This is a genomic window from Streptomyces sp. sk2.1 (assembly GCF_008120935.1).
Taxonomy (GTDB): domain Bacteria; phylum Actinomycetota; class Actinomycetes; order Streptomycetales; family Streptomycetaceae; genus Streptomyces.
In genome coordinates this window covers 379,115-392,236 of record NZ_RDBO01000077.1, presented here as the reverse complement: position 1 = coordinate 392,236, position 13,122 = coordinate 379,115, and the positions used below count along the sequence as shown (strand labels likewise).

General features: G+C 71.7%; 13 protein-coding genes and 1 pseudogene. 5 read left to right on the top strand and 9 right to left on the bottom strand.

The window, feature by feature from the left end; translation table 11 throughout:
- Positions 1 to 28: 28 nt before the first annotated feature.
- Positions 29 to 127: pseudogene (locus tag EAO76_RS47745) on the bottom strand (DUF397 domain-containing protein); the annotation flags it as partial.
- A 21-nt stretch (positions 128 to 148) separates the two neighbouring features.
- Positions 149 to 925, bottom strand: coding sequence for a hypothetical protein (locus EAO76_RS29135; RefSeq protein WP_148838889.1), 777 nt, complete (start codon positions 923 to 925; stop codon positions 149 to 151).
- 421 nt (positions 926 to 1,346) lie between these two features.
- Here EAO76_RS29135 and EAO76_RS29130 point away from each other — a divergent pair, with 421 nt between their 5' ends.
- From EAO76_RS29130 to EAO76_RS29120, 3 genes are all read left to right on the top strand, one after another.
- On the top strand, positions 1,347 to 1,898 hold the full coding sequence (locus EAO76_RS29130; protein ID WP_262375818.1) for a DinB family protein: 552 nt from the start codon (positions 1,347 to 1,349) through the stop codon (positions 1,896 to 1,898).
- 255 nt (positions 1,899 to 2,153) lie between these two features.
- On the top strand, positions 2,154 to 2,624 hold the full coding sequence (locus EAO76_RS29125; protein WP_262375817.1) for a tectonin domain-containing protein: 471 nt from the start codon (positions 2,154 to 2,156) through the stop codon (positions 2,622 to 2,624).
- 233 nt (positions 2,625 to 2,857) lie between these two features.
- The gene (locus tag EAO76_RS29120) at positions 2,858 to 3,328 is read left to right on the top strand and encodes a YrdB family protein (RefSeq protein WP_148838888.1); all 471 of its coding nucleotides are present in this window, start codon (positions 2,858 to 2,860) and stop codon (positions 3,326 to 3,328) included.
- A 240-nt stretch (positions 3,329 to 3,568) separates the two neighbouring features.
- On the opposite strand, the gene EAO76_RS29110 is transcribed toward EAO76_RS29120, so the two are convergent.
- On the bottom strand, positions 3,569 to 4,420 hold the full coding sequence (locus EAO76_RS29110) for a hypothetical protein (RefSeq protein WP_148838887.1): 852 nt from the start codon (positions 4,418 to 4,420) through the stop codon (positions 3,569 to 3,571).
- A 338-nt stretch (positions 4,421 to 4,758) separates the two neighbouring features.
- Here EAO76_RS29110 and EAO76_RS29105 point away from each other — a divergent pair, with 338 nt between their 5' ends.
- The gene (locus EAO76_RS29105; protein ID WP_148838886.1) at positions 4,759 to 5,631 is read left to right on the top strand and encodes an endo alpha-1,4 polygalactosaminidase; all 873 of its coding nucleotides are present in this window, start codon (positions 4,759 to 4,761) and stop codon (positions 5,629 to 5,631) included.
- Positions 5,632 to 5,822: 191 nt separating this feature from the next.
- Here the strand turns inward: EAO76_RS29105 and gdhA are convergent, their stop codons facing one another.
- The 3 genes from gdhA to EAO76_RS29095 all read right to left on the bottom strand — a co-directional run bounded on the left by gdhA (position 5,823) and on the right by EAO76_RS29095 (position 8,303).
- Complete coding sequence (gene gdhA, locus EAO76_RS29100) at positions 5,823 to 7,202, bottom strand: NADP-specific glutamate dehydrogenase (RefSeq protein ID WP_148838885.1); 1,380 nt, start codon at positions 7,200 to 7,202, stop codon at positions 5,823 to 5,825.
- 249 nt (positions 7,203 to 7,451) lie between these two features.
- Positions 7,452 to 7,619 carry a hypothetical protein gene (locus tag EAO76_RS44880; RefSeq protein ID WP_187438827.1) on the bottom strand — a complete coding sequence of 56 codons (168 nt, stop codon included), beginning with the start codon at positions 7,617 to 7,619 and terminating at the stop codon, positions 7,452 to 7,454.
- Positions 7,620 to 7,790: 171 nt separating this feature from the next.
- A complete protein-coding gene (locus EAO76_RS29095; RefSeq protein ID WP_148838884.1) occupies positions 7,791 to 8,303 on the bottom strand; it encodes a hypothetical protein in 513 nt (170 codons plus the stop codon).
- 160 nt (positions 8,304 to 8,463) lie between these two features.
- Here EAO76_RS29095 and EAO76_RS29090 point away from each other — a divergent pair, with 160 nt between their 5' ends.
- Complete coding sequence (locus EAO76_RS29090; RefSeq protein WP_148838883.1) at positions 8,464 to 9,102, top strand: RDD family protein; 639 nt, start codon at positions 8,464 to 8,466, stop codon at positions 9,100 to 9,102.
- Between the two features lie 201 nt (positions 9,103 to 9,303).
- Here EAO76_RS29090 and EAO76_RS29085 read toward each other — a convergent pair whose 3' ends face one another.
- The 3 genes from EAO76_RS29085 to hutH form a co-directional block, all read right to left on the bottom strand.
- Complete coding sequence (locus tag EAO76_RS29085; protein WP_148838882.1) at positions 9,304 to 10,566, bottom strand: Ig-like domain-containing protein; 1,263 nt, start codon at positions 10,564 to 10,566, stop codon at positions 9,304 to 9,306.
- 282 nt (positions 10,567 to 10,848) lie between these two features.
- Entirely contained in the window at positions 10,849 to 11,253 is a 405-nt protein-coding gene (locus tag EAO76_RS29080) for a hypothetical protein (RefSeq protein WP_148838881.1), read from the bottom strand.
- A gap of 123 nt (positions 11,254 to 11,376) precedes the next feature.
- Entirely contained in the window at positions 11,377 to 12,921 is a 1,545-nt protein-coding gene (gene hutH, locus EAO76_RS29075; protein WP_399463377.1) for a histidine ammonia-lyase, read from the bottom strand.
- Positions 12,922 to 13,122 lie beyond the last annotated feature (201 nt).

Below are 13,122 nucleotides of genomic sequence, written 5' to 3'. Positions count from 1 at the left end.
CGCCGATGCCGCCTTCACGCACTCCGGCCACGGACGCGGCCCAGGTGTCGGTGCCGAGGACCAGTGCCGGGCCGCTCGTGGCCTTGCTGTCCCGTACGGGAACGGCGCCTCGAACGTCCGCGACTTCGACGCGTCGGCCGTGACCGGGTCAGCGGCCGAGGGCGTGGCGCAGGGTGAGGCCGTGGCGGGTCCTGAGGCGTCGCAGTTCCCAGAGGCTCACCGCCGTGACCGACAGCGGGCCGCCGAAGACCGCCGCGAGCCGCACCGGCAGGGGGGCGCCGTCGTAGGTGTTCGAGATCAGGTCCACGATCGCGAGTTCCCAGACCAGGACGGTCGCGATGATCGGGGGCAGGACGTCGTGGATGTCGGCGGTGCGGAACACGTGCGTCAGCGACAGGACGGCGCCGTAGGGCACGAACACGAACCCCCACAGCATCACGACGACGAGGAAGAGCTGGTACAGGAGGTACAGGTAGTCGGACCCGGTCGGATGCTCGGGCATCTGCCCGAAGGGGCCGCCGGTCAGGGTGCCGTCGGTGAGCAGGACGAAGTACAGCAGTGTGCCGCCCAGGGCCAGCAGCGCCCCGACCGGTTTCAGCGCCCGTCGCAGGTACAGGCGCCGGTTGTGCGGACGGCTCGCGACGACGAACACGGCGACGACGACCGGGAACGTGGCCGCCAGCAGGGCGGCGGAGTCCGCGACCTGATCAAGCCGCTGCATGGCCACGGACTTGGTGTCCGAGGCGATCCGGTACGCCACCAGGATCCACACCATCGCGGCGAGACCGACCACCATGCGCAGGATCTGGATCTTCCGCACCGTCGGGTCGTCCACCCGGTCGGGCCGCGACGGCTTGCACACGCTGCGCCCGGCCATGATCGGGTTGAGCATCCGGAACACCCGCCGCAGCCGTGACGGCGGCATGGGTTGCGGTCCCCAACCGGGCTGCGGGCCGCCCGGCGGCCACCCCGGCTGGGGTCCCCACCCCGGTTGCGGACCGCCGCCGCCGGGTGGCCGGCCCTGCGGCGGCACTCCCGGGCCCGGTGGCTGCGGCGGCCACCCGACCTGCCCTCCGGCCGGCTGCGGGCCACCGCCGTACGGTCCCCATGGGCCCGGTCCAGCGCTCATCGTCGTCCCCCGAAATTGTCACTGTGGCAATTTTTCGTCCCTGACCATACGCCGCCGGTTCCCGTGGACGCAGTCGGACGGGCATCCCCCACGACCCCGATCGTGTGCGCCGTCGTGCGGGTGCCCGAATGCCGGGTGCCCGAATGCCCGGACACGCGGACACGGCCCCGTCGGGTATTCGTTTTCCTCCGGAACCACCGCGTGCGAGAGTCGTGCGGTGACTCCTTCCCACCATGGTTCCTCCCCCGAACTCGACCTGCTGCGCTGGCAGTTCGACCTGACGTGGTCGCTCTTCGAGTACCACCTGGAGCGGCTCGAAGCCGACGACTTCCTGTGGGAACCGGCCGCGGAGTGCTGGACGCTCCACCCGGCCGACGACGGGACGTGGACGGTGGACTGGGCGGAGACCGAGCCCGATCCCGTCCCCGTGCCGACCATCGGCTGGCTGAGCTGGCACATCGGCTGGTGGTGGGGCGTGGCCGCGGATCACGCCCGGGGGCGGGCGCCCCGGGAGCGGGAGGACGTCGTCTGGCCCGGCCCGGGCAAGCCTGCGGTCGAATGGCTGCGCGCTCTGCGCGAGGACTGGCTGGGGGCGCTGGACCGGCTCACCGGCGCCGACCTGGAGGCCACCGCCTCGTTCCCGTGGCAGGACGACCCCCGGCACACCGTCGCCCACATGATCGCCTGGGTCAACGCCGAACTGATGAAGAACGCCGCGGAGATCGGCCAGCTCCGCCTCCAGCGGGTCGCGGGCCCGCCGCGCGCCTGACCGGCGTCCCCCGCGCGGCTCCGGGTCAAGCGAGCCGCGCCCGCAATTCCCCATGGGTGTGACTGCCCTTCGGGCCATGCACGACCCCGCAGCCCCGTCCCGCCCCGACGGGACTGCGGAGCACCGGAAAACGAAACATCGGTTTTCGGACCGCTTCATGAGCCGGTCGGGACATCCGCCCGTTTTTCCGCCCTCGTTTCCGCCGACCCATCAGATGCACATCCGCGTGGGAAGGAACGAAGGGAACGAAACGACATGGCTCATTGGCAGAAGATCCCCGGAGGACTCTCGGCGATCTCGGCCGGATCCAGGACCAACGTCTGGGGCGTCAACTCCGGCGGAAACATCTACCGCTACACCGGAGACGACGCCAACCCCTGGGTCCAGATCCCCGGAGGACTCACCGACATCGGCGCYGCCSCCGACGGCACCGTCTGGGGCGTCAACTCCGCAGGAAACATCTACCGCTACACCGGAGACCAGGGCGACTCCAACCACTGGAAGCGAATCCCCGGCGGCCTGACCCGCATCTCCGCCGGATCCAGGACCAACGTCTGGGGCGTCAACTCCGGCGGAAACATCTACCGCTACACCGGAGACGACGCCAACCCCTGGGTCCAGATCCCCGGAGGACTCACCGACATCGGCGCAGCCGCCGACGGCACCGTCTGGGGCGTCAACTCCGCAGGAAACATCTACCGCTACACCGGAGACCAGGCGGGCTGAGCCGCACCGGTGACGCTCACGGGCCCTCCGCCCAGACCGGGCCGGGGGCCCGTTCGCCTCCCGGTTCGACCGGAGCCACCCGCACGGGCCGTCACCGGCATATGCTGACCACTTGCTGTTCACATGATCTCCCCGCTCTCCACGGGCGGTACACACCGGAAGCGGCGATCCTCGGTGTCGCCGGGGCCCCGGCGACGAGCACCGGACGCCGGACGAAGAGGAGTTGTCCACCGATGACGAGCGAAGGTCACGGCTCCCCCGCTGCCCCGGCCTCGCCGCCGTGGTTCATGGCCAACGAACTCCTCGCGTTCCTCATCGAGTTGGCCGCGCTGGTCATGCTGTCCTGGTGGGGGTTCACCGCCGGGGACGACACGACTGCCCATCTGCTGCTGGGGCTCGGGGCCCCGGCGGCGGCCGCCGCGGTCTGGGGGCTGTTCGCCGCCCCCCGCGCCCGTTTCCAGCTGCCCCTCGCTGGGGTGCTGCTGGTGAAGGCGGTGGTGCTCGGCGGGGGCGTGTACGCGGTCCACGCGATGGGTCACACAAAGGCGGCGGTGCTCTTCGGGATCGTGGTGGCCGCGAACACGGCCGCGGCGGAGACCTTCCGGCACCGGATGCCGGAACATGGTCCGGGCCACGGGCCGGGTCGCGGGCCGGGACACGGACCGGACCGGGAGCCCGACCGCAGCCGACCGGACCGCGACTGACCGGACCGGGAGCCGGACCGCGCCCCGGCCGACCCGCGGCGTCCGACCGGGCGTCGGCCGGTCGGGCGTCGGCCGGTCGGGCGTCGGCCGGTCGGGCGCCGGCCGGTCGGGCGCCGGCCGGTCGGGCGCCGGCCGGTCGGGCGCCGGCCGGTCGGGCGTCGGCCTGATCAGACTGCGACCCGGTCGGTCGGCACCCCGGTCAGGCGTCGGCCCGGTCGGGCGGCGGGGGCAGTCGGCGCATCAGCCGGCCGGTGCGTAGTGCTGGAGGTAGAGGAAGATCGACTTCCAGCCGGATCCCACGTTCACGATGTGCAGCTGCCCCCGCGAAGGGCCGTAGTCCCAGGCGGCGATCCCCTGGACCTCGTCCCCGGGCTCGACGTCCTGGTCGAAGGCGTGGGAGACCTGACCCGAGACCGGGTCGACGGTGTGGACCGACTTCGCCGAGTCGTCCACCGACGCGTAGAGCACGCCCCGCCACATCGCGGCCCCCTGGATCCTGCTCAGCGGCCGCGACAGGGTCACCGTCCGCACCACCGGGAGCGTGGCGCCCGCCGGAAGGGTCAGCAGGTCGTTCAGGCTGTAGGCGATCAGCTTGTCCGTCCCCTGCGCGGCGTCCTGGGTCCAGGGCGCCGTGTAGACCAGCCCGGCGGCGGCGTCCACCGCGACCCACGGCACACCGCCCGGCATCTGATCGAGGGGCAGTTGCACGTAACGGCCGGTGTAGCTCAGGTCGTCCGCGTCGTACAGCGCCAGCAGCGGGTGCCGGTAGCCGCCCCGGCCGTCCTCGATCGGCGCGATCACGTAGCCGTCGTGGTACTCCAGGTCCCCGATGTGGTCACCGCCGTACGTGCCGCTCAGCAGCGGCGGGATCGGGAACAGCGACGAGGCGACCTCCGAGTCGTTCGCCGCGGTGGCCTTCACCATCCCGCCCGGTCCGGCGTAGTAGAAGTACGTCCCGTCCGTCGCGACGCCCTGCCCGCGCTCCAGCGCGTTGAACCCGGTCCACCGGTAGTAGTCCCCCGTCCGCGTCCAGTCCGCGGCCATCGCGGGTGACCCCGCGCTCCCGACGGCCAGCGCGATCGCCATCGCCATGGTCGCCGCAACCCTGCCCGGCTTCATCTGATGAGCCCTGCCTCTCGTCCGGCATCGCCTCGACTGTGTTCCTCGTGGGCGAGAGGACTACAGCAGTGCCGGTCATCCGGCGTCAATGGGTATGAACTCCCGTTCAGACAAAGGGACTTGAAGTCGAGCCACCACCACGGCCGGGCACGGCGCGGGCCGGCCGGCCGCCTTCCAGGACGTACGGGATAAAATCGGTCGGCGGATGATCCGGTGCTTCGAGGGGCCGCCCACGCGGCGCCGTCCGCGGCGCCCGTCTCCCTGGTGACGTCCGGCCTCCTCGGCCCTCTTCCCTCCGGAGCCTGCCACCAATGCGTACCAGGGGTTTTCTCCGCCGGTCCTCCGCGGCGCTCGCCGTGTCGGCCGTCCTGTCCCTCCTCGCCACGGCCTGTTCGGGCGGCGATGCCGCGACCGGGACGCCTTCCCCGTCCGGGAAGGCCGGGAAGGGGGAATCGGCCGAGATCGCACTCCCCCCGGCACACGCGGGCTTCGACTACCAGCTCGGCGCGCCCTACCCGCCGCCGGCCGGAGTGTCCGTCGTCGCCCGGGACCACACGGAGCGGCCCGCGCCCGGGATCTACAACATCTGTTACGTCAACGCCTTCCAGGCCCAGCCGGGCGCGGAGAAGGAGTGGGACGCCGATCTGCTGCTCCGCGACGGGTCGGGCGAGGTCGTCATGGACGAGGAGTGGGGGGAGGCGATGCTGGACGTCCGTACCGCCGCCAAGCGCGAGCGGATCGCGCGGAAGGTGAACACCTGGATCGACGCGTGCGCGGCCAAGGGCTACCGGGCCGTCGACCCGGACAACTACGACAGCTACACACGCGCGCCCCGCGGCCTGCTCACCGCGGACGACGCGAAGGCGTTCCTCTCCCTGCTCGCCGCCCACGCGCACGCGAAGGGCCTGGCCATCGGCCAGAAGAACACCGCGGAGCTGGCTCCGTTCCGCAAGGAGGTCGGTGCCGACTTCGCCGTGGTGGAGGAGTGCGGCCAGTACGACGAATGCGGGGACTACACGGCCGCCTTCGGTGACCACGTGATCGTGATCGAGTACACCGGGCAGGGCATGGAGCGGGCGTGCGAGGGCTGGGGCGACCGGATCAGTGTCGTCCGGCGGGACCTGGACCTCGTGGCCCGCGGCCATGAGGGCCACCACTACGAAACCTGCGACGGAATCGGCTGACCCGCCCGCACCGACCGGTCGCCCTGCCGGCCCCGACCGGACTCACCGGCCCGGTCGCCGCGCAGGGCCCGACCGACCCGTCCGACCCGTACGGTCGTCCCGACCGGCCCGTCCGGCCGGTCCGCGCCGACGCCTCCGGCCCGGTCGCGGGGAGCGGCCGGGCCGGAGGCGTCCTCATGGGGACGGCCGGATCAGATGAGCCCCTGGGCCAGCATCGCGTCCGCGACCAGCTCGAAGCCGGCGATGTTGGCGCCGACCACGTAGTTGCCGGGGCTGCCGTAGCGCTCCGCCGTGGTGTAGCAGGAGTCGTGGATGTGACGCATGATCTCCGCGAGGCGCTCCTCGGTGTGGGCGAAGGTCCAGGAGTCGCGCGAGGCGTTCTGCTGCATCTCCAGGGCGCTGGTGGCCACACCGCCCGCGTTGGCCGCCTTGCCGGGGGCGAAGGCGACGCCCGCCTCCTGGAACACGCGCACGGCCTCCGGGGTGGTGGGCATGTTGGCGCCCTCGGCGACCGCCTTCACACCGTTGCGCACCAGGGCCAGGGCGTCGGCCTCGTGGAGCTCGTTCTGGGTGGCGCAGGGCAGGGCCACGTCGCAGGGGACGTTCCAGACCCCGGCGCCGTCGACGTACTTGACGTGCTCGCCGCGCCGCTGCGCGTACTCGGAGATCCGGCCGCGGCCGGCCTCCTTGATCTCCTTGAGCAGGGCCAGGTCGACGCCCTTCTCGTCCACCACGTAGCCGGTGGAGTCCGAGCAGGTCACCACGGTCGCGCCGAGCTGCTGGGCCTTCTCGATCGCGTAGATCGCGACATTGCCCGAGCCCGAGACGGCGATGCGCTGGCCGTCGAGGGACTCGCCGCGGCTGCGGAGCATCTCGTCGGTGAACATGACGCAGCCGTAGCCGGTCGCCTCCGTACGCGCCTGGGCGCCGCCCCAGCCGAGGCCCTTGCCGGTGAGGACGCCGGACTCGTAGCGGTTGGTGATCCGCTTGTACTGGCCGAAGAGGTAGCCGATCTCCCGGCCGCCGACGCCGATGTCACCGGCCGGGACGTCGGTGTACTCGCCCAGGTGACGGTGGAGCTCGGTCATGAACGACTGGCAGAACCGCATGATCTCGGCGTCCGAGCGGCCCTTGGGGTCGAAGTCCGCGCCGCCCTTGCCGCCGCCGATGGGCATGCCCGTGAGCGCGTTCTTGAAGATCTGCTCGAAGCCGAGGAACTTCACGATGCCGAGGTTGACCGAGGGGTGGAAGCGCAGACCCCCCTTGTACGGTCCGAGCGAGCTGTTGAACTCGACCCGGAAGCCGCGGTTCACGTGGATGTCGCCGGAGTCGTCCGACCACGGCACCCGGAAGATGAGCTGGCGCTCCGGCTCGCAGACGCGCTCGATGATTCTCGCGTCCACGAATTCCGGTCGCTGCGCGAGGACCGGGCCGAGGGTCTCCAGGACCTCTCGTACCGCTTGGTGGAACTCCTTCTCGCCCTGGTTGCGCCGGAGAATCTCCGCGTACAGCGGCTCGATGACACGGCTCTCGGTGGTGTGCGGGGTCACGGAATCAGGGGTGGCCTGCATCAGGTCAAGACCTTCCGTCGATGGGCATCGCGCGCGAAGACGTCCCGTCCCGGGAACGTCGCGGTCCCCCCTCCCCATTGAGGGCGTCGCCCAGACATCGCACGCTCTGCGGCTCACGGAAGCGACGGACAGAACCGTTGTGGCACATCGATTGTCCCAGCCGCCCCGGAAAAGTCTCGCGCGGGACCCGCGCAGGCGCCTTTCGCCCCGGCCCGGCACGGGCGGAGGGGCGCCGCGCCCGGAGGCGCGCTACGCCCGCTCGGCCCGGTGCCGCAGCCACAGCCCCGTGCCCGAGGCGAGCGCGACCGTCCCGGTGACGATGCTGAGCACGATGTGCAGGGTGTCGTCCTCCAGGAGGTTGAGGAAGACGTTGGCGACGAGGGCGATGCAGAAAACGAACCAGAGCAGGGGCTTCATGGCTTTCCTCCGTGATCGGTGCCGTGGTCGGCGTCGTGGTCGGCACCGCCTTCGTACCGGCGGGCCCCGGCGGTGTCCCGGCGACGTCTCCATACTGCTGGCGGGCGTCGGGCGCCACGAGGGGCCGCGCCCCCGGAGTCATGGTGTAGCGGGCTGCACCATGGCGGCGGCTCAGTCGGTGATTCCGAGGTCCCGCCGCATCAGCCCCCGCATCGCGTCCAGGCGGGGACCGGCCGCCTTCAGGTCCTCCAGGGCCTGCCCGACGCTCTCGCCGTCGCGGGCGAGGCCCCGGTCCAGGCGCTTGACGGCGGCGTCCCCGGCGGCGAGCACCCGGTTGAGGTCGCGGGACGCCTGGAGTATCCGCTCGGGGACGATCATCTGCGCCTCGGCGTAGTGGTCCCGGTGTTCGAGCCGGGACTCTTCGAGCTGGGTGCGTTCCTGGTCCGTGTAGACGCCGTCACGGATGCGGTGCAGGGCGTCCTTGAGGAGGGTGTGGAACTGCCGGGAGGCCCGGTTCATCGCCGTGTACTGGGCGCGCCGCTCCTCGAACCTCCGCTGCGCCTCCGCCGTCCGGGCCTCCTCGGCGCGCTGGCGCGCGGTCAGCCGCTGGGTGAGCACGGGGGCGAAGAGGGTGCCGAGCACCCCGACCACTGCGGTGATCATGGCGGTGATGGCGACGGTCATGGCTGCGAGACTAAGGGCCTTTTCACCCCGGCCGTCCCGGGCGGTCACGAAGTGCGGTGCGGCACGATGCGGCACCGCACGGTGCGGTACGCGTGGTTCCGCCGCATCGGGAGTTCGATTTCCGGACACGGGATGACGGAACATCAGACATGATGTTGTCATGACAACGCCATGGGGGAAGAGGCGTACCCGGAACCCTTCCGGACCGACTGCGCCGACCCGCGGCACGGCCCTCCCGCCCACGTCCGCGCGCACACCCGTACCCGCCCCGGGCCCGGCCCCGGGCCACCCCGTCGGGCCGCGGCTGCCGCCGCGCGCGGGCGACACGCGCCGCCATCTCGCGGTCGGGCTCGACTGCTACTTCTGCCTCGTCACCGCCGGCCTGCTGGCCCGGCCGTACGTGGACGCGTCCACCACCGTCACCGAGGTCCTCGGCCTGCTGGCCGGTCCGGCGCTCGCGTTCTCGTTCCTCAACCAGGTGGTCCTCACCGCGGTCACCGGGGCCGGCCTGGGCAAGCTGATCATGGGAATCCGGGTGATCAGGCTGCCCGATGCCGGGCGTCCGGGGCTGTGGCGGCTGGTGCGGCGCTGGCTGTACGGGCTGAGCCTGCTGCCGCTGCAGCCCTGGTACGGGCTGCGCTCGTTCCTCACCGGCCCCGCTCCCGGCCCCGACGTCCCGCACCCCGTGGCGCTCCCGAACGGCTGCACCGGCGAGCCGTACACCGATCCGTCGGGCCTGCGCCAGGTCCGCCGCCGCGACCTGGCCGCCCACCGCGACGCCATGGCCTTCCCCCACTGAGCCCGCGGACGTACGGACGGCCCCGCGGACGTACACACGAACGGCCCCGCGGACGTACGAATGGCCCCGCGGACGTACGGGGGCGAACGGCCCGCGGGCACGCGAAAGCGGCGGCACCGCGGGATCCTGGTGGATCCGGGTGCCGCCGCCTTCATGCTGCGGGGTTCGGGGTGCGCCGGGGACCGGACGCGTGGGGTCGGGTCAGACCGCGGAGCCCGCCGTCCACTGCGACCAGCTCATGTTCCAGCCGTTGAGGCCGTTGTCGGGGGTGATGGTCTTGTCCGGGGAGTTCTTGACGATGACCACGTCGCCGATGAGGGAGTTGTTGTAGAACCAGGCGGCGGGCTGGCCCGAGTCGCCCGCGCCCTTCACGTCGGCGAGGCCGACGCAGCCGTGGCTGGTGTTGGCGCTGCCGAAGATCGACCGCGCGCCCCAGTAGTTGCCGTGGATGAAGGTGCCCGAGGTGGACAGCCGCATGGCGTGCGGCACGTCCTTGATGTCGTACTCGCCCTTGCCGTCGTCATCGGTGAAGCCGACCGTCGCACCGTTCATCCGGGTCTCCTTGAACTTCTCGGAGATCACCATCTGACCGTTGTACGTGGGGTTGTCGGAGGAACCGGCGGAGATCGGGATGGTCTTGATCGTCTTGCCGTCCTGGGTGACGGTCATCGTCTTCGCCTTGGCGTCGACGGTCGAGACCTGGTTGCGGCCGACCTTGAAGGTGACCGTCTTCTGCTGCACGCCGAAGACGCCGTCCGCGCCCTCGACGCCGTCGAGCGCCAGCTTCAGGGTGACGGTGGAGCCGCCCTGCCAGTAGTCCTCGGGGCGCAGGTCGAGGCGCTGCGAGTTGAACCAGTGGCCGACGACCTGCTGGCCGCTGCTGGACGTCACGGTGATGCCGGACTGGACGGCCTTGCGGTCCGTGATCGGCTTGTTGAAGTTGATGGAGACCGGCATGCCGACGCCGACCGTGGAGCCGTCCTCGGGGGTGAAGTTCCCGATGAAGCTGTTGGCGGGCGACACGGTGGTGAAGGAGGAGTTCTCGTGGGCCTCGCGGCCCTTGGAGTCCTTCGCCGTGGCGGTGATCTTGTACGTGGTCGAGCGCTCCAGCTGGACGTCGGGCTTCCAGCTCTTGCCGTCGGCGGCGAGGGTGCCCTTGACGGCCGCCCCGGCCGAGGTGGTCATGACGACCTCGGAGAGCTTGCCCTTGGTGACGGTGACCTTGGCGTCGTTGTTGATGCTCGCGTTGGTCGCGCCGTTCTTCGGCGAGATCGTTATCTGTGCTTCCGAGGCGTCCTGGGCGGCTGCCTTGTCGACCTCGGCCGCCTGAGACTTCTTCGAGCCGTCGGCGCTCTTGTCCGTGCCGTCGTTGCAGGCGGTGAGCACCAGCACGCCGCCGAGCAGTGCGGACGCGGCCATGAGACCCCTGCGCCGCTTGCTGTCCGTCATCACACGCTTCTCCATCGTTGCCGAAATCCCCAAAAAACCCCGAGCGGATCCACCGGTGACCGGCGGCGCCCGCCAATGTCCCTGAAAAGAACCCCTGGCGCGGGCCCTCCGTTCCACATCCGCGAAAGATGTGGGGAACAACACTCATCGACGCATCCGCCGTTGCGGTGGTTCCCGACGTCGATCGCGTACGGGCGAGCGGTGAACGGCACGGCCCCGGCCCGTGCGGAACGGGCCGGGGCCGGTGCTCATCACCCGCCGGGCCCGCCGCTCGCGCCGTCGCGTCCGGCGTCGTCCTCACCCATTGTGCGGGACGCCGACGCCCCTCCCGTCCCCGTACGCCTCGTACTCCCCGTACCCCTCGTCGTCGTCCTCGTCGTCGAGGTCCCAGTGGTCCGGGTCGTCCGGGTCGTGGTCGATGCTCTCGCTGCTCCAGGAAGCCCGGGTGAGCCGGACCCCGGGCACCTCTCCGACCAGGACGAACGGGTCGACGAGGGAGGCGAGGGCCTCGGCGCCGTCCGCCCGCACGGCGGCCTCGGCACGGGTGCGTTCCTCGGCGGACTCGCCGTCCGGTTCGCCGTACTCCCCGTACTCGGCGGCGATGGACTCCAGTGCGGTACCGCTGAGGGCGGCGAGGTCCGTGATCTCCAGCACCATGTCGACCCTAAGGCGGACGAACTGTGATGTTTCAGAAGCGCTCATGCGCCGGAGCGTAGGCCCTCGCGCCGTCGCCCCTCCCGCGACCCGCTGCACCCCACTGCGCCCCGTTGCTTTCTCCGCGCGTTCGTGCGTGCGGGGGCTCCGTCCGAGCCCCCGCACGCCCGGCTACGCGAGCGGGCCGGTCACCGGCTCGACCGCCGCGACCAGCTTCCCCGCCCGTACGAACTCGTCCGCCGCGGCCAGGTCCGGCGCCAGGAAGCGGTCCGGCCCCGGGCCCTGGGCACCGGCCGCGCGCAGCGCCTCGACGGCGGCGCGCGAGGCGGGCCCCGGGACGAGCCCCTCCGCGGCGCGCAGCTCGATGGCGCGGGTCGCCGCGTACAGCTCGACGGCGATGATCCGGGTGAGGTTGTCGACGGCGGTACGGAGCTTGCGCGCGGCCGACCAGCCCATGGAGACGTGGTCCTCCTGCATGGCGGAGGAGGGGATGGAGTCGGCCGACGCCGGGACGGCGAGCCGCTTCAGCTCGCTGACCAGGGCGGCCTGGGTGTACTGGGCGATCATCAGGCCGGAGTCCACGCCCGCGTCGTCGGCGAGGAACGGCGGCAGCCCGTGCGAACGGTTCTTGTCCAGCAGCCGGTCGGTGCGGCGCTCGCAGATCGAACCGAGGTCGGCCGCGACGATGGCCAGGAAGTCGAGGACGTACGCGACGGGGGCGCCGTGGAAGTTCCCGTTGGACTCGACCCTGCCGTCGGGCAGGACGACGGGGTTGTCGACGGCGGAGGCCAGCTCGCGGCCCGCGACGGTACGGGCGTGGTCGAGGGTGTCCCGGCCCGCGCCGTTGACCTGGGGCGCGCAGCGTACGGAGTAGGCGTCCTGGACCCGCGGCGCGTCGTCCTGGTGGTGGCCCGTCAGTCCCGATCCGGCCAGGACCCGCAGCATGTTGTCGGCGCTGGCGCCCTGGCCCGGGTGCGGGCGGATGGCGTGCAGCTCCGGGGCGAGCACCTTGTCCGTGCCGAGCAGCGCCTCCAGGGAGAGGGCGGCGGTGATGTCGGCCGAGGTGTAGAGGTTCTTCAGGTCGTCGAGGGCCATGACCAGCATGCCGAGCATGCCGTCCGTGCCGTTGAGGAGGGCGAGGCCCTCCTTCTCGCGCAGCTCGACCGGGGTGATGCCGTGGGCGGCGAGCAGCTCGCCGGCCGGGCGCACGGTGCCGTCGGGGCCCTCCGCCTCGCCCTCGCCCATCAGCGTCAGGGCGCAGTGGGAGAGCGGGGCCAGGTCGCCGGAGCAGCCGAGCGAGCCGTACTCGTGGACGACCGGCGTGATGCCGGCGTTGAGCACGTCGGCCATGGTCCGCGCGACCTCGGGGCGTACGCCGGTGCGCCCGGAGGCGACCGTCTTCAGCCGCAGGAACATCAGCGCGCGCACCACCTCGCGCTCGACGCGCGGGCCCATGCCGGCCGCGTGCGAGCGGACGATGTTGCGCTGGAGCTGGGCGCGGAGCTCGTGGCCGATGTGCCGGCTGGCCAGGGCCCCGAAACCGGTGGAGACGCCGTAGACCGGCTCGGGCTTGGCGGCGAGCGCGTCCACGATCTCCCGGGCCGCGGCGAGCGCGTCCACGGCGGCCTCGGAGAGCTCGACGCGGGCGTTGCCGCGCGCCACGGCGATGACGTCCTGAGCGGTGGTACCGGACGTCCCCACCACGACTGTGTGCATATCCATATTCAGAAGCGTACGGACTGAATCCCTTCATGTCACCAGTGGTCGAACGATTGACCCCTTACCGCCTCGACACCCCGGCCGGACCGATCGCCGCACACACCCGGACCGATCGCCGCACCCCGGCCGGACCGATCGCCGCACGGACCCGGGACGGCCGGGGTGCGGCGATCGGTCCGGGTGTGTGCGGCGATCGGT